This is a genomic window from Nonomuraea sp. NPDC049784 (assembly GCF_040659615.1).
In the GTDB taxonomy this organism is placed as follows: Bacteria; Actinomycetota; Actinomycetes; order Streptosporangiales; family Streptosporangiaceae; genus Nonomuraea.
This window is the reverse complement of record NZ_JBFAMX010000063.1, coordinates 1-19,973: the sequence shown is the minus strand read 5'-3', so window position 1 is coordinate 19,973 and position 19,973 is coordinate 1. Positions and strand designations below refer to the sequence as shown.

At 67.6% G+C, this 19,973-nt stretch carries 13 protein-coding genes; 11 read left to right on the top strand and 2 right to left on the bottom strand.

The features are described 5' to 3' along the window. Window positions 1-96: 96 nt before the first annotated feature. The 10 genes from asnB (at window position 97) to rfbB (ending at window position 11,749) form a co-directional block, all read left to right on the top strand. Entirely contained in the window at window positions 97-2,046 is a 1,950-nt protein-coding gene (asnB, locus tag AB0J09_RS16420) for an asparagine synthase (glutamine-hydrolyzing) (protein WP_360690747.1), read from the top strand. A 44-nt stretch (window positions 2,047-2,090) separates the two neighbouring features. Beyond that, window positions 2,091-3,218, top strand: a complete 1,128-nt coding sequence (locus AB0J09_RS16415) for a glycosyltransferase family 4 protein (RefSeq protein WP_360690744.1) — start codon at window positions 2,091-2,093, stop codon at window positions 3,216-3,218. Beyond that, window positions 3,215-4,525 (top strand): polysaccharide biosynthesis C-terminal domain-containing protein, encoded by a 1,311-nt coding sequence (locus AB0J09_RS16410; protein WP_360690741.1) that lies wholly within the window; start codon window positions 3,215-3,217, stop codon window positions 4,523-4,525. The genes AB0J09_RS16415 and AB0J09_RS16410 overlap by 4 nt, the downstream gene beginning before the upstream one ends. A 68-nt stretch (window positions 4,526-4,593) precedes the next feature. Then, window positions 4,594-5,484, top strand: a complete 891-nt coding sequence (locus AB0J09_RS16405) for a polysaccharide deacetylase family protein (RefSeq protein ID WP_360690738.1) — start codon at window positions 4,594-4,596, stop codon at window positions 5,482-5,484. Beyond that, the gene (locus AB0J09_RS16400; RefSeq protein ID WP_360690735.1) at window positions 5,481-6,272 is read left to right on the top strand and encodes a formyl transferase; all 792 of its coding nucleotides are present in this window, start codon (window positions 5,481-5,483) and stop codon (window positions 6,270-6,272) included. Before AB0J09_RS16405 ends, AB0J09_RS16400 begins: the two co-directional genes overlap by 4 nt. Before the next feature lie 150 nt (window positions 6,273-6,422). Next, window positions 6,423-7,589, top strand: a complete 1,167-nt coding sequence (locus tag AB0J09_RS16395) for a DegT/DnrJ/EryC1/StrS family aminotransferase (RefSeq protein WP_360690732.1) — start codon at window positions 6,423-6,425, stop codon at window positions 7,587-7,589. 4 nt (window positions 7,590-7,593) lie between these two features. Then, window positions 7,594-8,592: a glycosyltransferase family 2 protein gene (locus tag AB0J09_RS16390; RefSeq protein ID WP_360690729.1), complete on the top strand. Its 999-nt coding sequence runs from the start codon at window positions 7,594-7,596 to the stop codon at window positions 8,590-8,592. Further along, window positions 8,589-9,542 carry a WxcM-like domain-containing protein gene (locus tag AB0J09_RS16385; protein WP_360690726.1) on the top strand — a complete coding sequence of 318 codons (954 nt, stop codon included), beginning with the start codon at window positions 8,589-8,591 and terminating at the stop codon, window positions 9,540-9,542. The genes AB0J09_RS16390 and AB0J09_RS16385 overlap by 4 nt, the downstream gene beginning before the upstream one ends. A 165-nt stretch (window positions 9,543-9,707) precedes the next feature. Then, window positions 9,708-10,775, top strand: coding sequence for a glucose-1-phosphate thymidylyltransferase (locus AB0J09_RS16380; protein ID WP_360690723.1), 1,068 nt, complete (start codon window positions 9,708-9,710; stop codon window positions 10,773-10,775). Further along, window positions 10,772-11,749: a dTDP-glucose 4,6-dehydratase gene (rfbB, locus tag AB0J09_RS16375; RefSeq protein ID WP_360690720.1), complete on the top strand. Its 978-nt coding sequence runs from the start codon at window positions 10,772-10,774 to the stop codon at window positions 11,747-11,749. The genes AB0J09_RS16380 and rfbB overlap by 4 nt, the downstream gene beginning before the upstream one ends. A gap of 115 nt (window positions 11,750-11,864) precedes the next feature. Here rfbB and AB0J09_RS16370 read toward each other — a convergent pair whose 3' ends face one another. Next, on the bottom strand, window positions 11,865-15,392 hold the full coding sequence (locus AB0J09_RS16370; protein ID WP_360690717.1) for a DUF4082 domain-containing protein: 3,528 nt from the start codon (window positions 15,390-15,392) through the stop codon (window positions 11,865-11,867). Between the two features lie 520 nt (window positions 15,393-15,912). On the opposite strand from AB0J09_RS16370, the gene AB0J09_RS16365 reads away from it, so the two are divergent. Then, window positions 15,913-18,045 carry a hypothetical protein gene (locus AB0J09_RS16365; protein WP_360690714.1) on the top strand — a complete coding sequence of 711 codons (2,133 nt, stop codon included), beginning with the start codon at window positions 15,913-15,915 and terminating at the stop codon, window positions 18,043-18,045. 257 nt (window positions 18,046-18,302) lie between these two features. Here the strand turns inward: AB0J09_RS16365 and AB0J09_RS16360 are convergent, their stop codons facing one another. Further along, window positions 18,303-19,865 carry an MBL fold metallo-hydrolase gene (locus tag AB0J09_RS16360; protein ID WP_360690711.1) on the bottom strand — a complete coding sequence of 521 codons (1,563 nt, stop codon included), beginning with the start codon at window positions 19,863-19,865 and terminating at the stop codon, window positions 18,303-18,305. Between the last annotated feature and the right edge of the window lie 108 nt (window positions 19,866-19,973).

The window sequence follows — 19,973 nt, the reverse complement described above, 5'->3', positions numbered from 1 at the left end:
GTCCCCACGAGCGAGCCGGGGAGGCGACACACCTCACTCGTTCCGCCTCGCGGGGGCCAAGTCTGATTACTGTGAGAAAGATTTCAATTTCTCTGGGTGATCGCACCATATCGCCCATCAATCTACGGAGGCATCGTGTGCGGAATAGCCGGAATCGTGTCGATGTCGCGGCCCGACCCGGCATTGGTGAGGCGCATGTGCGACGTCATGAGGCATCGTGGGCCCGACGGCGCAGGCTTCCACGATGATGGCCGTGCCGTGCTCGGTATGCGCAGGCTTGCGATCATCGACGTGGCGACCGGTGACCAGCCGGTCTACAGCGAGGACGAGCGGGTTGTCGCCGTCTTCAACGGCGAGATCTACAACTTTCCCGAGCTTCGCGAGGAGCTGACGAAGCGCGGGCACCGGCTGCGCAGCACGGGGGACTCCGAGTGTCTGGTCCACCTCTATGAGGAGTACGGCGCAGATCTGGTTCATCACCTCCGCGGCATGTTCGCGTTCGCCATCTGGGACCGGGATCGTGAAAGGCTGATCCTCGCCAGGGACCGCGTAGGGAAGAAGCCCCTCTACTGGCGGGTGGACCACGAATCGATCCACTTCGCGTCCGAGTTGAAATCCCTCGCCCAGGACCCCGCCATGTCCCGCGAACTGGACCTGCAGGCCCTGCATCACTACCTGAGCTTCCGCTATGTTCCCGCGCCGCAGTCGATCTATCGCGACGTGAGGAAGCTGCCGCCGGGGCACGTTCTCGTCTGGGAGCGCGGGCAGGTCTCCGTAAGCCGCTACTGGCGGCTCGACCACGCTCCGCGACCGGTGGCCGACGAGAACGAGGAGCTGGAGCGGGTGCGCGAGCTGCTGCTCGAGGCCACCCGCATCCGCATGGTGAGCGAGCGTCCGCTGGGAGCCTTCCTGTCGGGAGGGATCGACTCCTCCGCCGTGGTGGCGGCGATGGCCATGCAGAGCTCCGCGCCGGTCAAGACGTTCTGCGTGGGATTCGAGGACTCCTGGTACGACGAGCGCCACAAGGCGCGCATGGTGGCCACGAAGTACGGCACGGACCACCACGAGTTCGTCGTGACGTCCAGCCTCGTCGAGGTCCTGCCGCGCCTCGCGTGGCATTTCGACGAGCCGTTCGCCGACTCCTCGTCCATTCCCAGCTTCTACGTGGCCGAGATGAGTCGGCAGCACGTCACGGTGGTGCTCAATGGCGACGGCGGTGACGAGTGCTTCGGCGGCTACCAGCGTTACGCCCTGATGGACCGGGCCGGCAAACTCCCCGGCATACCCTCGCCCATCGCCGCGGTGTCGGGCCGCCTCGGCACCCACATCATGAACAAGTCTCGCTTCGGCACGTTCCCTCAGCGGCTGGGCCGGTTGATGCGGTTCGTCGGCGAGCAGCCGGCGCACCGGTACGCCTCACTGATGTCGTGCTTCACCCGGGAGCAGAAGCTGCGCGTCTACAGCGACGCGCTGCGGCGGGAGCTCGCGCACGTCGACAGCTACCAGCTCTTCACGGAGATCTTCCAGGACTCCTCGGCGGTGACCGAGGTGGGGCGCGTGCAGGACGTCGACACGCTCACGTACCTGCCCGGCGACCTGCTGGTGAAAGTGGACATCACCACCATGGCCAACTCGCTGGAGGCTCGCTCTCCTTTCCTGGACCATCACCTGATGGAGTGGGCGGCCACCGTGCCGAGCGCGTTGAAGGTACGCAACCTCCAGACGAAGCTCCTGCTCAAGAGGGCCGTCGCGCCGTGGCTTCCCGAAGAGCTGCTGCACTATCCCAAGCGCGGGTTCGGCGTGCCGCTCGCCACTTGGCTGCGCAGGGAGTTGCGCGAGCTCGTCCACGACACCCTGACCGACGACACCGCGCGCGGCAGGGGCCTGTTCGACCCGGTCGCTGTCCGCGACCTCATCCGGCAGCACATGGCGGGCACGGACCACAGCGAGCGGCTGTGGGCGTTGCTGCAGTTCGAACTCTGGCACCGGGCACACAACGTGCCGAGCAGTCCCGCTGGGACGGAGGACTTGTGCCCTGTGCCCTGAACCCGCTCCGACCTGATCGAGACGATTCAACGAAAGGTCCTGCAGTGGCGCCAAGAGATGGATCCGGCCTACAGCGCATCACGCTCCTCATCGGGCAACTGGGATTGGGCGGCACCGAGACTCAGGTCTCGCTCTTGGCGCGGGAACTGCACGGCAGGGGATTCGTCGTGGACGTGGTCCTCCTGTCCAAAGGAGGCCCGCACGAGGCGACCCTGCGCGCCGCCGGGGTCGGCGTGCACCACGTCGGCTTCTCACGGCGGTCGCCGGGCCAGGGCCCGTTGACCAGGAACCTGCGGATCTTCGTCCGCCTGGTGTGGCTGCTGCGCAGGCTGAGGCCCGACGTGCTGCACGCCTTCGTTCTGGAGAGCTATACGCTCGGAGCGCCCGCCGCGTTGCTGGCCAGAGCGCCCATCGTGATCGCCGGACGGCGTCGGCTGAGTGACATCAAGCAGAGACGGAGGTTGTGGTTCACGCTCGGCGGCGCGGTGACGCGGATCACCGACCACGTCGTCGCCAACGCGAGAGCCGTGGCAGAGGACGCCATGACCGTCGAGGGCATCCCCTCTCACAAGCTGAGCGTCATTTACAACGGCCTGCCGGACTCCGCGTTCGACTCCGTCGAGCCCGCGGCCATCGACACCGACCTGCCCGTGGTGGTGTGCCTGGCCCGCCTGCGCCAGGTGAAGGGGCACAGGTTCCTGCTCGACGCGGCAGCCCTGCTCGCCGAGCAGGGCACGCCCTGCACTCTGGTCCTCGTCGGCGACGGCCCGGAAGAGGACAAGATCAAGGAGTACGCGAGCGGCCTGGACATCGACGTGCGCTTCGTCGGCCCCGTGACGGACAGCAGGGCGTGGCTGGCCCGCGCCGATGTCGTCGTCCTCCCGTCGATCTCCGAGGGGTTCAGCAACGCCATCATGGAGGCGATGGCCCAGAGCCGGCCCATCGTGGCCACGGCCGTCGGCGGGACGCCCGAACTCCTCGCGGACCGCGGCGTGCTCGTGCCACCGGCGGATCCCGTGGCACTCAGCCTGGGCATCGCCAAGCTCCTGTGTGACCAGGAACTTGCCGTGCTGCTCGGTGACGCGGCGCGCGCCTGGGCCGCCAAGCATCTCGACGCGACCACCATGGTCGAGGAGCACGTCAAGCTGTACCGTCGCCTCCTGGAACGATGATGGGGCAGGCAGAGACCGCGAGGTCCGCCGTGGGCGTGGTCTTCCGCACGCTCGTGACGCGCGCGATCCGGTTGGGTCTGAGCATGGTCACCGGCGTGCTGATCGCGCGTACGCTTCAGCCCGAGGGCAGAGGCATCTACGCCGTGATTGCCACGGTGGCCGGCGCCGCCATCGTCGTGGGACATCTCTCGCTGGAGAAGTCCCAGCTCGCCATGTGGTCCGACCGCTCGCGGCATCGATCACTGACGACGAACGGCGTGATCCTGGGGCTGGGCGTCGGCTCCGTCTCGGCGCTCGGCGCCATGGCGCTGGTGCCCGTGGCCGGCTGGCCGGGGGAGTTCTGGTTGTGGGCGCTGGCCCTGGTGGCTGTGCCGTTCGGCGCCGCGGCCATCAACCTCAACAACATCCTCATGCTGCAATCTCGCATGGACCTGCTCAACCGCAAGGTTGTCTGCTGCTCGCTCGTGCAGTGCCTGCCGATCCTGGCGCTCGCCGCCGTGGGACACGTGACCATCGCGAGTGTGGTCGTCTGCTGGGCGGTTTCGACGGCTCTGCCGTTCTTCCTCGCCGCGCGAGAGCTGCGGCCGATCTCGCCGCGCCTGGACCGCGATCTCGTACGGCGCCAGCTCAGCCTATCCAGCAGATATCACGTCGGCTGGGTGGCCATGTACCTCCTGGTCACCATCGACGTCGTGCTCCTCAACGCCATGGACTCCTCAGCCACGGTCGGCATCTACACCGTCGCCGTCACCGTCATGGCTCTCACCCGCATCCCCGGCGAGACGATCAGCCAGGTGGTCCTTCCCGAGCAGGCCGCGGGCGACGTGGACGACGTCAAGCACGTCACCGCCAGAGCGCTCCGGCTGAACCTGCTCGTGTCGGCGGCCCTCGTCGCCGGCCTGGCCGGCGTCTCGCCTTGGCTGGTCCCGCTGGTGTACGGCCAGTCGTTCACCGGCAGCGTGGCACCCCTGATCGCGCTCGCTCCAGGGACGGTCGCGCTGATGATGGTCAGGCCGCTGGAGCAGTATCTCGTGCGGCTCGACCGGCCGATGACGATGACCGTCGTCTCTGTCACCGCGCTGACCGCCAACATCCTGCTCAACCTGGTGATGATCCCGCGATGGGGCGCGGTGGGTGCCGCGCTCGCCTCGACCGTCACCTACATCCTCATGGCGTTCATGGAAGCGTCCCGCTTCGTCAGATCGACGGGGCTGGCGGCGCGGGAACTGGTCCCCGGACCGGCCGACCTGAGGGTGCTGCTGCGGCCGTTGACTGCCAAGCTGCGCAGAGGCGTGGCGATACCTTAACCAAAATCGCGCGTGAATCAGACCGTACGCAATCGGGCCCGGAAATCAGGTCTTGATAATCTCGCCGCATGCCGGGAATATGCATAATCTCCATTGATGCTGAGCTCGCGTGGGGTATAAACGCCGAAGACCTGCCGGCGCTGTCCCGGATTCTTGACGATGAGCCGCGCGTCATACGCCGGATGATTGACCTCTTCGACGCCTACCGGGTTCCGGCCACGTGGGCGGTGGTGGGCCGAATGCTTCTTCGGCAGGCGGAGGGGGACGGCGACGTCCGCACTCCCGAGAGGTGGTACAGCGCGCCGTACCTGCTGGACTGGATCGGTGGCGCGCGGGTCGGCCACGAGATCGGGACGCACACCTTCACGCACGTCTACGCACACGACCCGGCGACCACACACGAGGTGTGGATACGGGAGCTCGAGGCCGCCGTGGAAGTCGGCAAACAATTCGGCATTCCGATGCGCTCCATTGTTTACCCGCGCAATCAGGTGGCGTATCTAGATACGCTCTCCGATTTCGGGATAATCGCCTATCGAGGCGTCGAGCAGAGCTGGTACGGAAATCGGCCGGGCGCCCCGCATTTCCTCGGCCGCGCCCTGGGCACCCGCGCGCCGACCTATGATCCGCGCACGCTGCGGGTGGGCGAGCGCCTGGTGAACCTGCCCGCGTCGCAGTTCCTCGTCGGCAGCAACGGGCCGCGCAGACTCATCCCTCACTCGTCCCGGATCAGGCAGGCCCGGCTCGGCCTGAACCGGGCGGTCAGCCGCGGGGAGATCTACCACCTGTGGTTCCACCCGTTCAACCTGGGCGGGGATCCCCGGATGCTCAACACGTTCGAGCGGATCCTGCGTCACGTCTCGCGGTGCCGGGACAAGGGAGGGCTGACTGTCATGACCATGGCGCAGGCAGCCGACCATCTCCTGGGCGGCGCCGTCGTCTCGGGGGAGCGCCGGTGAGTGGCATCGTGATCCTGGCGGAGCGGAGCCAGACGTCGTATCTGCTGATCAACCACCTGGCGGCGCGGCTGGAGGTGTCGACGGTCGTCTTCGAGCAGGCGCGGCAGGTCAAGATGCTGCGGTACCGGCTGCGCAAGCTCGGCCCCCGTGTCGTCGCCGCCCAGCTGGCCTTTCTCGGCTACGACCGGTTGGTGATCAAGCCGCGATCGCAGGAGCGCATCGCGGCGTTGCTCACGGGACACGACTGCCGGCCGCCCGACGGCCGTCTCGACGTGCTGGACGTGCCGTCCGTGAACGGTGCCGAGGTCGCCGACGTGCTGCGGGAAAGGCGCCCGGGCGCGGTCGTGGTCTCGGGCACGGGCATCATCGGCCGGCGCATCCTCGAGTGCGCACCCGCCTTCGTCAACATCCACGTCGGGATCACGCCGCGCTACCGAGGAGTGCACGGCGGCTTCTGGGCGGTCTACGAGGGGCGGCCCGAGCTCGTCGGGACCACCATCCACCTGGTCGACCCCGGCGTGGACACCGGGGAGATCCTGGCGCAGGACGCCGTCGACGTCGACCCGTTCACCGACACCTACCGTACGCTGCCCGTGAAGCAGTACCTGGGCGCTCTCGACTCCATGGCGCAGGCCGTGCGGGAGATGCTGGACGGACGCGCGCGGCCCTACCGGCGCGCGGACCTCGAAAGCAGGCAGTGGTACTCACCGACACCGTTCCAGTACCTGCGCTTCCTGCGCGAGATGCGAAGGCTGCGGCAGGCGGACACGCAGCCCGCGGCGCTGTGACATCGGCGTGCTCCGCAAGCCGCCGGTAATGGCTCGGCAAGGAATGGCCGCGTGTGCGCGCCGGGGGCGGCCCAGGCCGGTGGTGCCCGCGTTGAATGGGTTTCGCCTGTCCGGGCAGCCTCGACCGCCGCACGCAGCAAAGGCCCGACCATGCACCCTCTTGACGGATATTCGCCCTGCCCTTCCACGGACGGCCTTGGCGTAGGACTGGACGAGGCGGCGGACCGCATCCTGATCAACGATCTCGCCCGGCACGCACGCTCGACGGAGTCCGTCGTACAGGCGGCCGTGGAGCGCGTGCTCAAGCGCGGATGGTACGTGCTGGGCGAGGAGGGGGAGTCCTTCGAACGGGACTTCGCCGACTACTGCGGCACCACCCACTGCGTGGGCGTCGCCAACGGGACCGACGCCATCGAACTCGGCCTTCGCGCGCTCGGCGTCGGCACGGGCAGCCGGGTCGCCACGGTCGCGAACGCCGGCTTCTACACCACCACCGCTCTGCTGGCCCTCGGCGCCCTGCCCGTGTTCGTGGACGTGAACTGGGACACCAAGCTGATGGATCTGGCTCAGCTCCGGCGGGTCGTGGACGGCGAGCGCCTGGACGCGATCGTGGTCACCCACCTGTTCGGCCTCCTGCATGACATGGAGGCCGTCCTGGCAATCGCGGCCAGGGCCGGTGTGCCGGTGTTCGAGGACTGCGCGCAGGCCCACGGCGCCGTCCGGGACGGGCGGCGGGCCGGCGGCTTCGGCGCGGCCGCGGCGTTCAGCTTCTACCCGACGAAGAATCTCGGCGCGCTCGGCGACGGCGGCGCCGTGGTCACCGGCGACGCGGACGTGGCCACCCAGTTGAGGCGGCTGCGGCAGTACGGGTGGGAGTCGAAGTACCAAGTCGGACTCGGCGGGGGCCGCAACAGCCGCCTGGACGAACTGCAGGCGGCCGTCCTGCGCGCCAAGCTGCCCTTCCTGGACGGCTGGAACCGGCGACGCCGGGACATCGCGACCCGCTACTCGCAGGAGATCACCCACCCGCGGGTCCAGTGCCCGCCCGTGCACGGCGAGGAGTTCGTCGCCCACCTCTATGTGGTGGTCTGCGACGAGCGCGAAGCGCTCCGTGCCCGGCTCGCAGGCGCGGGCGTGGCGACCGACGTGCACTATCCCGTTCCCGATCATCGTCAGCGCCCGCTCGCCGATCTCGGGCTCCGCCAGGGGCTCGCGGCGACGGACGACCTGGCGGGCTCGGTCGTGACGCTTCCCTGCTATCCCGAACTCTCCGACGCCGAGGTCACACGCGTGATCTCGAGTATCAACACGTGGTGAGGCCATGCTCTCGGTGATCGTTCCCGTGTACCGCAATGCGGAGTTCGTCCCGCAATTGATCGCGGAGTTCACGGACATCAGCGCGACCGTCGCGGAACGTCACCGGATGCCGGTGGAGTTCGTCTTCGTCGTGGACGGAAGCCCCGACAACAGCTTCGAGCTGCTCAAGGCGGCCCTGCCGCAGGCGCCGTTCCGCTCGCAGCTGCTGCTGCACGCGCGGAACTTCGGCTCCTTCGCCGCCATCCGCACAGGTCTCCGAGCCGCCAAGGGCGACTACTTCGCGGTCATGGCGGCGGACCTCCAGGAGCCGCCCGACCTGGTGATCACATTTCTCGACAGGCTCATGAACGATATGTCCGACATCGTGGTGGGGGTTCGCGAGAGCCGGGACGATCCGGGGATGACACGCCTGTCCGCCAACCTCTTCTGGCGCTTCTACCGGCGTTTCGTCGTGCCGGAGATCCCCGTGGGCGGGGTCGACGTCTTCGGCTGCAACCAGCGCATCCGCGACGAGTTGCTCCGGCTCGAGGAGGCCAACACCTCTCTGGTGGGGCTGGTGTACTGGCTCGGCTTCCGGCGCGGCGAGGTGCCGTACCGGCGGCGGGAACGGGCGCACGGGAAGAGCTCGTGGACACTCACCAAGAAGATCGACTATCTCCTGGACAGCGTCTTCGCCTTCACCGACCTGCCCATCCGCATCCTCACGGTCATCGGCCTCCTGGGCTTCCTGGTCGCCGGATGTATGGCGATCTTCGTCATCGCCATGCGGCTGACCGGCCAGATCGAGGCGGCAGGCTACGCGGCCACGATCGTGGTCATCACGTTCTTCGGCGCGCTCAACACGCTGGGCGTGGCCTTCATCGGGTCCTATGCCTGGCGAAGTTACGAGAACACAAAGAGACGGCCGCTGGCTCTCGTGCGCACCGCGCGCTCTTTCGAGGGATCGTGCAACAGCGGCGTCGGCGACGACGCCGGCCTCGTCTCCACAGGCGGGCGGTCATGAACGACGCCTTCATCCATCCGCGGGCCCTGTGCGAGAGCGTGACCGTCGGCGCGGGCACGCGGGTCTGGGCGTTCGCGCACGTCCTGCCGGGCGCTCGGATCGGCCGCGAGTGCAACATCTGTGACGGGGTGTTCGTCGAGAACGACGTCGTGCTGGGCGACCGGATCACGGTCAAGTGCGGCGTCCAGCTCTGGGACGGGATCACGATCGAGGACGACGTCTTCATCGGCCCCAACGCCACGTTCACCAATGACCGGTTCCCGCGCAGCAAGGTCTATCCGGATTCGTTCGACCGTACCGTCGTCAGGGCCGGCGCGTCCATCGGCGCCAACAGCACGATCCTGCCCGGAGTCGAGATCGGCACCGGTGCGATGGTGGGCGCGGGGGCCGTGGTGACGCGGTCTGTGCCGCCGAACGCGATCGTGGTCGGCAACCCCGCCCGGATCACGGGCTACGTCGCGGACAGGGAGGATCCCGGCGTTCCGCTGCTGCGAGCCAATGGCGCTGGGTCGCCCGGCAGGGTGGCGCTGGGCGTGGGGAGCGCGAGCCTGCACGAGCTGCGAGTGGCGAAGGACCTGCGCGGCGAGCTGTCGGTCGGCGAGTTCGAGCGCGAACTGCCGTTCACGCCCGCGCGTTACTTCCTCGTCTTCAACGTGCCGAGCAGGGAAGTACGGGGCGAGCACGCGCACAAGCGGTGCGAGCAGTTCCTCGTCTGTGTGCACGGCTCGTGTGGCATCCTCCTCGACGACGGGCGCAACCGGCGCGAGATCACCCTCGACCGCCCCAGCCGCGGCGTGTACATGCCGGCCATGCTCTGGGGGACGCAGTATCGCTACTCACCGGACGCCGTGCTCCTGGTGTTCGCCTCGCACCATTACGACCCGGACGACTACATCCGTTCGTACGACGACTTCCAGAAGATCGTCTCCAGCGCGCCCGTGCCCGCGTAGGAGCAGAGCCCGGTCTGGGCGAATCCTCTAACGTCGGCAACGTATGGCAAGCCCTTCGGCAAAAGGGAAGGTGGCGCACGGCCCTGCCAATTCGGGCGGCACATACATTCGAGTGGACAGAGTTCCAGTCAACCATGCGTTCTTCGCAGAAGGGTTCAAGGAGCGGTGAAGGCACTCGTTCTGGCGGGCGGCAAGGGCACGAGGTTGCGTCCGCTCACCCACACCTCGGCGAAGCAGTTGGTCCCCATAGCCAACAAGCCCGTGCTCTATTACGGGCTTGAGGCGATCAGAGACGCCGGTATCACCGAGGTCGGCATCATCGTCGGTGACACGGCCCGCGAGGTGCGGGAGGCGGTGGGTGACGGTTCCAGGTTCGGTCTGGAGGTGACCTACATCCCGCAGGAGGAGCCGCTGGGGCTGGCGCACTGTGTGCTGATCGCCGGGGACTTCCTCGGCGACGAGCCGTTCGTCATGTACCTCGGGGACAACTTCCTGGTCAACGGCATCGCGGACCTGGTGGACGCCTATCGTAGGGCCGACTACGACGCCCAGATCCTGCTCACCAAGGTCGCGGAACCACAGCTCTACGGAGTCGCGGAACTCGGCCCCGACGGGGAGATCATCGGGCTGGAGGAGAAGCCGAAGCACCCGCGCAGCGATCTCGCCATCGTCGGCGTCTACACGTTCTCTCCCGCCATTCACGACGCGGTCCGCGCCATCAGCCCTTCGCCGCGCGGAGAGCTGGAGGTCACGGACGCGATCCGCTGGCTGGTCGACAACGGCTACCGCGTCCACTCGCATCTGGTCAGCGGCTACTGGAAGGACACCGGGCGGCTGCAGGACATGCTGGAGTGCAACCGCATCGTCCTGGAGACCATCGAGCGCGACATCAAGGGGACCGTGGACGGGCTCTCCGATATAACCGGGCGCGTCGTCATCGAGCCCGGCGCCGTGGTCGAGCACTCGGTGATCCGCGGTCCCGCCGTCCTCGGCGCCAACACCAAGATCATTGGATCGTACATCGGTCCTTACACCTCCGTCGGGGAGGGCTGCGTGCTGGAAGGGGCCGAAGTGGAGTACAGCATCATCCTCGGGGAGTCCTCCATCATCGGGGTCTCCGGCCTCACCAACTCGCTCATCGGCCGCAACGTCGAGGTCACCCGCGCCACGGGGCTGCCCAACATGAACCAGCTCATGGTCGGCGACCACAGCAAGATCCAGGTGCGCGCATGAGGATCCTGATCACGGGCGGCGCCGGATTCATCGGCTCCCACTACGTGCGATCGCTGCTGTCCGGCCGCTACCCCGGCTACGAGGACGCCCACGTGACGGTGCTGGACAAGCTCACGTACGCCGGCAACCCGGCGAACCTCCACCCGGTCGCCCGGCACCCGCGGTACGCCTTCGTCCAGGGGGACATCACCGACGCGCGGCTGCTCGCCGGCCTGGTGCCGGGCCATGACGTCATCGTGAACTTCGCCGCCGAGACGCATGTCGACCGGTCGATCGACGGACCCGGCGACTTCGTCCTCACCAACGTGTACGGCACGCAGCGGCTGCTGCACGCCGCGCTCGAGGCGGACGTCCGGACCGTGGTCCAGGTCTCCACCGACGAGGTGTACGGATCGATCGACGCGGGCTCGTGGACCGAGCTGGAGCCGCTGCTGCCCAACTCGCCCTACTCCGCGGCCAAGGCGGGCTCCGACCTGCTGTGCCGCGCCTACCACCAGACCTACGGGCTGGACGTCCGCGTGACGCGCTGCACGAACAACTACGGCCCGTACCAGTATCCCGAGAAGGTCATCCCGCTCTTCGTCACCAACCTGATCGACGGACGGCAGGTGCCCCTTTACGGGGACGGCGGCAACGTCCGCGAATGGCTGCACGTCGACGACCACTGCCGCGGCATCCAGCTCGTGCTGGACAAGGGCTCGGCCGGTGAGACGTACAACATCGGCGGCGGTGTGGAGCTGACGAACCGTGAGCTCACCCAGCGGCTGCTCGACGCCTTCGGCGTCGGCTGGGAGATGGTCGCACACGTGGACGACAGGCTCGGCCACGACAGGCGTTACTCGGTCGACAGCGGCAAACTGCGCGCCCTCGGCTACGAGCCCCTGGTCGGCTTCGACACCGGGCTGGCCGAGATCGTGTGCTGGTACCGGGAGAACGAGTCGTGGTGGCGGCCGTTGAAGCAGGCGGCCGGCTGAGCCGTACTCACTGCTCGCTCTCACAATCGTGGCCCGGCATGTGCGCATGCCGGGCCGCTCCGTGTGGCGAGATCGGCGGGAACGCGGGGTCCGCCGCGTTCCCGCCGAGCCTCGGTCAGGGTTCGAACACCAGGTCCACCCAGTAGTTGCTGGCCTGGAAGGCGGTGGTCGGGAAGGTGCTCGTCGCGCCGTAGGTGTAGAGGCCGTTCCCGCCTGACGCGCCGTCCGCCGGAGCGATCAGCGGGTTCCTGACGTACTGCGTGGTGAAGTACGGCCTGGTGAAGGAGAAGAGTCCCGTCGGCGTGTGATACGAGACCACGTACGTGGTGTTGCCGGTGATGGCCACGGGCGTCGAGAAGGCGACCTGCTGCCAGCCCGTCGCGGTCTCGTTGGTGAAGGTGGCACTGGCCAGGAGCTGGCCGCCCGAGGTCCACAGGCTTCCGGTGTGCGTGCCGGTGTTCCCCGGGCCCTTGTAGAAACGGACGCCCTGCACGAGTCCGCTCCTGGTGGCCTGGAACTTCACGCCGAGGGTGACCGCGTTGTTGTCCGTGGACTGGTTGGCCGGCACCGTCGCGAGGTCCCACAGGCTGTAGGACGGCACGAACACCAGGTCCACCCAGTAGTTGCTGGCGCTGGTGGTGCTGGTCGGGAACGTGTTCGTGGCGCCGTAGGTGTAGACGCCGTTCCCGCTGACCGCTCCGCTCGACGGAGCGGTGAGTGGGCCGTTCGTGTAGCTGTTCGTGAAGTAGTTCCGCGATACCGCGTAACGACCGACCGTGGTGTGGTACGACGCGATGTAGGTCGTGCCGGCGGCGATGACGACGGGATTGGAGAACGTCACTTGCTGCCAGCCCGACGCGCTCTCGTTGCTGAAGGTGGCGCTGGCCAGGAGCTGGCCGTCGGTGCTCCACAGGCTTCCCGTGTGCGTGCCGGTGTTCTGCGTGCCCTTGTAGAAGCGGATGCCCTGTACGGCGCCGCTGGTGGACGCCCTGAACTTGACGCCGAGCGTGACGGCCTTGGTGTCGGTGGAGATGGTCGAGGGGATCGTCGAGTTGTCCCAGAGACTGTTCGACGCCACGTAGTCCACGTCCACCCAGTAGTTGCTCGCGCCGCTGCTGCTGGTCGGGAAGGCGCTCGTCGGGCTGTAGGTGTAGACGCCGTTGCCGCCGACCGCCCCGCTGGCCGGAGCGGTGAGCGGGCCGTTCGTGTACGTCGTCGTGAAGTAGTTCCGGTTCACCGACCAGTGCCCGTTCGGGGCGAAATAGGAGGCGACGTAGGTGGTGCCGGGAGTGACGGGGACAGGCGTGGAGAAGTTGACCTGCTGCCAGCCCGACGCCGTTTCACCGGTGAACGTCGCCGTCGCCAGCAGCTGCCCCGTGCTGCTCCACAGGCTTCCCGTGTGCGTTCCCGTGTTCTGCGATCCCTTGTAGAACCTGATCCCGCGGATGTAACCGGAGCTGGAGGCCCGGAACTTCACGCCGAGTTCGATGGGCTTCGAATCGTTCTGCGAGGTGACGGCCGGCACGGTCGTGGACGGCCACAGCGTGCACGGCGGGCAGTCCTTGCCGACCGTGACCGTCCGCTGCGTCGGCGTCTTCTGGATGTTGCCGATGTCGTCGACGGCTCTCGTCATGATCGTCACTGGGCCCGCGGTGGCCGGCGTCGTCCAGTCGAACTGCCAGTTGGTACGGCCCACCGCCTGCCGCCACTGGTTGCCGCCGTCCACGGAGACCTCGACCGCGGCCACGACGCCGCCTCCCGTGTCGGCCGCGGTGCCCTGGATCTGGACGAGCGTTCCCGTCGAGACCACGCTGTTGTTCGCCGGGTTGTTGATCGCTGAGGTGGGCGGCGCCGTGTCGGTGGACGGCGTCGCGGGCACCAGGCCGGGCTGGAGGCTGGCGGGCTGGATGCCCATGTCGGCCATCAGGTTGACGGTCGCCTGCTGCATGTTGACGTCCGCGGGCGGGCCGGGACTGTCGTGGACGGGGTCGAGGCCCCACGCCCACTGGATGGTTCCCGCACCGAACACGTAGGAGCCGTTGGAGGTCCGGTAGAGCGTGAGGGCGTGGGTGGCGGTCCCGGCACCGTACGTGCCACCGAAGTCGAGCAGGAACTTCGACGTGGTGGTCACGGTCGTCCTGGAGAACCTCACCAGTCCGTCGGGGGTGAACTGGTCGTCAGGGGCCTCGTCCCATTCGTAGCCGAGCGTTCCAGCCGGGAAGACCTCTGTCTGCCCCGGTTGGAGGTCGGCCACTGCCGTGTTCCGCCACAGCCGCATGCTGGCGAACTCCGCGGGCACGGTGATCGAGTCGGCCACGCGGCCGTTTATCCGGTTGAGCGTCCCGGTGAGCGCGTTCTCCGGTCTGCCGCCGTCGGACGGCGGGGAGAAACGCGGGTCGCGCCACGTACCGGTCCACTGTGGACTGGGGTCGATCTTGGCGTTCGCCAGCGTCTCCTTGTAGCAGACGAGTGTGCGGAAGGGGGTGCCCGAGCTGTCGATGCTCGACTCCCAGCGGGTCTTCCAGAAGACCTCGTTTCCCGAGAAGAAGGCCAGGTTGACCCCGTTGTCCCGGGCGTTCTGGGCGTTGTCCCGCATGTCGTTCGACCAGTACTCGTCGTGGCCCGACGACATGAAGACCTTGTGGTCCAGCAGATTGGCGGGCCTGGTGGCCGTGTCCACGTCGCTGGCGTAGCTGACGTCGTAGGCGTTGGCCTCGAGCCATCGGACCATGGGGTACTCGTCATTGAAGAACCGGCTGCGTGACTCGAAGGGGCGGTTGTAGCTCACCTTGAACGCCCGGTTCGCCGGCATGCCGCGATAGAGGCTGTTGCCGCCGTAGCTGTTGTACGCCTGCCAGGTGGCGTCGGAGGTCTGGACCAGGAGCTGGGAGTTCCTGGCGTCGTCCCGGACGACGAATATCATCTGGCTCTTGCCGGGGACGCCGTCCGTTCTGATCAGGTTGGCGATGTAGACGCCGGAGACGGCGGTGTTCGGCACCGCCCACGACGCAGACAGGGCCCAGTTGCCGCAGTCGATCAGGCCCGTCGTCGTGTCGGTCAGGCAGCCGGGTTGTATCTGGGGGAGGGTGGCGGAAGGGTTGATGGTGGCCATGAGCCGGGCGCCCATGCCGCTGTAGTAGCCGAGCCGGAAGATCTCTATGCGGTAGGACTTGGCGCCGGTGTTCACCTTGAACTGAAGGGTCTCGCCCTTGTTCACGCTGATCTGCGTGGGATAGCCGGGGATGCCGCCCTGTGTGGGCACGTCCCATTGGCTCGGCGGGTTGCCCGGCAGGCTGTTCTCGATGCAGATGACGGAGGTGGGCGGGCAGTCGGCCCGCTTTTTCGCGGCCCGCTCGGTCGCGGTTCTGATCCGCTTGCGGAAGGCGGCGGTGTGTTCGTGCTGATTCCGGTGCGGCATTTTGGCGAAAGGCGTCTCGGAAAGCTGGTTGTCCGACGGCGAGCCGCTCTGCGGCTGATCAGGCGCGGTCAGCGCCGAGGTCAGCGCCGTGGGCGCCACCGGCGCGGGTGACGAGTCAGGGCCCAGCAGGCTGACCAATGAGACCACGCCGCCGCCGAAACCGACGAGTGCCGTCCGCAGCAGCCGCCGCGTCCAGGACCTGGCCATTTCCCCGTTGTGTCGCACGAAGCCTCCGGTCACCATGAACGGCCGTTGTCAGATGTGGGCAAGTTTGGCGAAGGGGCTTCATAGCAGCGCCCTGGATGGCCGCGTGATTCGATGTTTTTGCCGTCACTTTCTTGGTGCCTAAACCAGCGCGCCGGGATGCGGCTCCGATTGATGGAGTATTCGGGTTTGCGGCCATTCTCGGGATGCAATGTATTTCGGTCGGTTCGGTTTGGTGCGCTTTCGGTGACCTTGGCCGGTGCCGTACTCATGGCCCGTATAAAGGAGTGGCAAGAACTACGCTGAGCGAAGAGTGCCTCCCTGCGCCCTGCTCCCGGGCGTTGCGAGACTCGCATTCATGGCCAAATCTTCGCCCCTTCGGGCCGCCGTGCCGAGTGCGCCGATGCCAGGAAAAGACATTCCCGTCCCGGGTCTTTCCGCTCGGCGCGCGAGGCAGCGCGTGTTCTCCTGGTTGCCTGCGATGCTCACCGCCGTTTTCGTCGCAGCCGTTCTGCACCGCTATGGCGTTTCCGGATCAGACATGACGTTCTTCGGCGCGTATGTCGTTTTCGCTCTCGCCCTTCCCGGCCTGCTGCTGATCCGCGCCCTGTACGGCGACCGTCGTACCCTGGCGGAGGAGGTCGCGCTCGGAGCGGCGCTCGGCTACGCCATCGAGGTGGCCGCATACATCGTCGCCAGGGCCGTGGGCCTACCCCTTCTCGTGCTGGTGTGGCCGATCGGCACATACATCGCCTTTCTTGCTGTGCCGCGGCTTCGCCGGCATTGGAAGCGGGGCCTCGCCTCCGCCGCCGCGCCTGCCTGGTGGTCATGGGGCCTGGCATTGATGGTGTGCTACCTGGTCGCCTGGAGCGCGCACACCTTTTTCGGCTTCGGCCCGCTCACCTGGCCGGAACTCGCGAAGTATCCCGATGACGCGCCGTTCCACCTCGCCTTGATCGGCGAGCTGAAACAGCACATGCCGCCGATGACGCCCATGGTCGCCGGCGAGCCCCTCTTCTACCACTGGTTCGTCTACGCGCATTACGCGGCGGCCAGCTGGATCACCGGGGTGGAACCTCTCGTGCTGCTGTTCCGGCTCGGCACGGTGCCGATGCTGGCGACGTTCGTCGTTCTGGTCGCGATGCTCGCGCGGCGGGTGACGGGCTCGTGGAGCGGCGCCGCGATCGCCACCGGGGCCACGATCCTCCTGGGTGCTCCCCGCCTGTTCCTGGGCTCTTTCGGGTCGTTCACCTACGGGGGGATGCACGATGCCGCATGGGGAAGCCCGACCTTCACCTTCGGGGCGCTGCTCTTCGTCCCCGTCGTTCTGCTGGTGGTCGATCTTCTCCTGCACCGCTGCCACGACCCCGGGCCCTGGCTCCTCCTGGCCGTCTTTCTGGCGGCGGTCATGGGAGCCAAGGCCACGCACCTGCCCATGCTCGCCGCGGGCCTGGTGGCGGTGGTGGCGGTCAAGGTCGTGACCCGGCGCAGACCTCCGTGGCCTGCGCTCGTCGCGCTCGGGATGACGACCGCCTGCCTGTTCTTCGCGCAGCTCGTTCTCTACGGTGGCCAGCGACAGGGGACGATCGTCGCGCCCCTCTCCTACATGGGGACTCTCTGGCACGACCTGACGGGCACGCCGCCTGACGTCGCCGCTCCAGCCCTGTCGGTCGTCGGCGTCGCCGCGCTCTATTTCGTGTCGTGGGCCGTCACCTGGTGCCCGGCCCTCGGTCTGCTGAGCCGTCCGCGGCTGCTCGTTCGGTCTGATGTGGTGCTGATGATCGGCATCGCCGCAGCGGGCCTCGGTGCGATGTTCGTGCTCGACCACCCTGGCAGGAGCCAGGTCTTCTTCCTGTGGGCGGCCTACCCCTATATTGCGATCGTCGCGGCCTACGGGCTCATCGTCATCCTGCGGCAGGCGCAGGCGCCGCGGCGTTCGATCCTCTGCGCCGTCGGGTCGGGCCTGGTCGCGGTCTACGCGCTTCCGGTCATCTGCGGTGTCCGGGCGCCGTTGGATCCGGGCCTGTCCGACACCGCCCTCTACGGCCCCTACCTCGCGTTGGTGACCGTCGTCGCGCTGGTCGCGGTCAGCCTGCTGACCGCGCGGGCGGGCGTGCTGAAGTGGGCGCTCCTGCTGGTGGCACTGGCCGCCATCGGCCTGCCCGCCGCGCACCACGCCCGCGTGCTGGCCTCGGTGTCCGGCGGCGCGGCCCAGGTCGCCGCCTCCTCGTCCGAGGGCGCCCCGGCGTTCCCGCAGGGCGCGTTGCAGACCGCGCGATGGCTGCGGGACCACTCCGGACCCGACGACATGGTCGCGACGAACGTCCACTGCCGCTGGGGCTTCGAGCATCCCTGCGACAGCCGTCAGTTCTGGGTGTCGGCGTTGACCGAGCGGCGGATGCTGCTGGAGGGGTGGGCTTTCACGGGCACGAACGCCGACCGCTGGCAGCCGGGGCAGTCGGTGAAGAACCTCCCCTTCTGGGACCGGCAGCGCTTCGACGACAACGAGGCGGCCTTCCTGTCACCGTCCTCTGCCGCGATCCAGCGACTCCATGAGCACTATGGGATCCGCTGGCTCTTCGTCGACGAGCACCTCACTTCCGCGGCGCCCGAGATCGCCAAGTACGCCCGCCTCTGCTACCGCTCGGGAGACTTCGCCGTCTACCAGCTCTAGCCGTACGGGCTCCATCCGGCGGCGTGGGGACGCGCCCGGCCGGTCGCGCCACGACGGCCGTCCCATGAGCGCGGCAGGGCCGTGCCCGGGCGGGCGGTGAGAGGTCGGCACCGGCTTTTCACGGACTCGATGGCCGGCGCTCGCCTGGGTGGGTGCCGGCGGCCGGCGCCGAGAGCGTGACGCCGGAGGCCGAAGCGATCCTCGCGCGAGGGGAAGAACGCGAGCCGGCCAGAGCACTGCTCACGTGGACCCTGCGATCAGTCGCTCAGCCGCATCGTCGGCAGCGGGTTGCATCGGGCATTGAGGCACGCCCCTGTCTCCAGGTCGAACTCGAGATTGTGGCCGAGGCACTTCACCTTCCCGTCCTCGACAATGGCTCCGATGGAGAGATCCGCGCCCGCGTGCGGGCAGTACCGCGCGATCTCGTACTTCCGGCCGCCGTCCTCCACGACTATCCGGTCGGACTCGTCACGACCGGTTTCGTAGGCCTCGACCGCGTCAAGAGCCGTCGCGTCAGCGAACTTGAGGAAGGTGATCAGATAGCTGTTGTGAACATCGGGGTCGCGGTCAAGCGAGACCCGCAGCGACAGGAAGAGGTCCTCCCAGCCTGCGCGCTCCGCCAGGACCGCTTCCAGCCAACGGTCCCCAACCGTGATCTGGTACGGCACGCTCGTCGACGGATCGGCATGGACGACGTCGACCCCCTCCGGCCTCATCCGCACGTCCCACAGGCCTCCGGCGTCGCCGGTGACCGCGAAGCGCACGGTCATGTCGATGCGCTCCAGGAAGTAGGCGTTCAACGTGCCCAGGTGGATGAAGTGGGCGCGGAACCTCTCGAACAGATCGTCGGCAGGCTGCGGGTGGGCTTGCTTGAAGAGGCCGATGGCTTCCGCTCGATCCCTTGCGTAGCGCCTGAGATATTCCTCTCGGCCGTCCTCGTAGTCGAACTTCGCTGAGATCGGATCGCGGGTTATGGCGAGGGTGCTCAGGTCGACGGTGTCGCCCGGCCTGAAGTCGGACCACAGCTGGCGCGGGAGGTGCTCACGCAGCCATGCGGCCGCCGCCTCGGCGTCGATGAAGGCCCCGTCTTCCCGCTGCAGAACCCAGTTGTGCTGGAAGAGCTCAGGATCGAGGAAGCACGGCGGTCCCGCGAACGGCACGGCAAGCTCCGGGTTCGTGGCCCGGACAAGCCGCTGGACGCCGCGAAGCTTGGCGACGCGCTTCTCCATCGCTATCTGCCGCATCTGATCCGGGCCGTAGGAGTAGCACATCGGGTGCCATGAAGCCCCTGAGGTCTGGATCGCCATCAGATCGATGCGCCCTCCTCCCAGGTACTTGGCCCGCCTCGCCTGTTCCGCGGTGAGCATGGCGTCGTTGCAGTGGAGCACCGTCCGCCCATCGAGGGAGAACAGCAGGGCCGCGTCGTGATAGCGAGGCGACGGCTCCGGGATGGCCATCACCCACGAGCCGCTTCCCCCGATGGAGTACTTCTCCCACGGCTCGAGCTCGGTGACGGGGTTCGGGCAGACGCCGGCCACCAGCTCACGGAAGATGGGCGCCGGGTACTTCGGGATCAGCACGCGGGTCCGCGGTGGGAGCCGCTCGATGACCCACGGGTCGAAGTGGTCGCCATGTTCGTGCGACATGACCAGGTAGTCGACGTCGACCAGACGCTCCAGGTCGAGGTGGTCGTTTCTCGGGTACTGGAACCATGAGCCGAGGAAGGCTCCGGTAGGAGAGAACCAGGGATCGACGAGAATCCTGAGCCCATCCACTTCGCAGGCCATCCCGGCATGCCCGAGGAACGTGATTCTTGGCACTGGTGAACTCCTTAGAGTGCGTTTCGCGAGTCCATGCCAGTGATGTCGCAATGTGATCGGACGGATTTGTAGCGTTACCACCGGTTGGCGGGCTGGGATGTGCTGGGA

What these genes read in the sequence shown, in the direction of transcription:
- rfbB (WP_360690720.1), top strand. Translation starts at nt 10,772, where the DNA reads ATGAGGATCCTGATCACGGGCGGCGCCGGATTCATCGGCTCCCACTAC.
- AB0J09_RS16405 (WP_360690738.1), top strand. Translation starts at nt 4,594, where the DNA reads ATGCCGGGAATATGCATAATCTCCATTGATGCTGAGCTCGCGTGGGGT.
- AB0J09_RS16365 (WP_360690714.1), top strand. Translation starts at nt 15,913, where the DNA reads ATGACGTTCTTCGGCGCGTATGTCGTTTTCGCTCTCGCCCTTCCCGGC.
- AB0J09_RS16385 (WP_360690726.1), top strand. Translation starts at nt 8,589, where the DNA reads ATGAACGACGCCTTCATCCATCCGCGGGCCCTGTGCGAGAGCGTGACC.
- AB0J09_RS16390 (WP_360690729.1), top strand. Translation starts at nt 7,594, where the DNA reads ATGCTCTCGGTGATCGTTCCCGTGTACCGCAATGCGGAGTTCGTCCCG.
- AB0J09_RS16410 (WP_360690741.1), top strand. Translation starts at nt 3,215, where the DNA reads ATGATGGGGCAGGCAGAGACCGCGAGGTCCGCCGTGGGCGTGGTCTTC.
- AB0J09_RS16395 (WP_360690732.1), top strand. Translation starts at nt 6,423, where the DNA reads ATGCACCCTCTTGACGGATATTCGCCCTGCCCTTCCACGGACGGCCTT.